Origin of the sequence: Clostridioides sp. ES-S-0001-03 (assembly GCF_020676075.1) — a bacterium.
Taxonomy (GTDB): Bacteria; Bacillota; Clostridia; order Peptostreptococcales; family Peptostreptococcaceae; genus Clostridioides.
The window spans coordinates 1-240 of sequence record NZ_JACVWJ010000067.1 but is presented as its reverse complement, the minus strand read 5'-3'; the positions used below and the strand labels follow the sequence as shown (position 1 = coordinate 240).

The following is a 240-nucleotide window of genomic DNA, read 5'->3' as shown; positions in this document are numbered from 1 at the left end:
AATGTATTTAGCTTATCGATACTAATAGGTCGAGGACTTGACCAATATTATTTGATGTTCATTAATTAAAATATATATGTAGTTTTTAGAGTGTTAACTCTAAAGAATCTAGTTTTACTAGTTTCAATAACTTAATAGTAATATTAAGCATAAAGATTATGTGGTTACAATAGCAGAGAGGATACACCTGTTCCCATTCCGAACACAGAAGTTAAGCTCTCTAGCGCTGATGGTACTTGG

At 31.2% G+C, this 240-nt stretch carries 1 rRNA gene; it reads left to right on the top strand.

Features of this window, described 5'->3' with window-relative positions:
* Positions 1-159 precede the first annotated feature (159 nt).
* A 5S ribosomal RNA gene (gene rrf / locus IC174_RS21530) occupies positions 160-240 on the top strand; the annotation flags it as partial.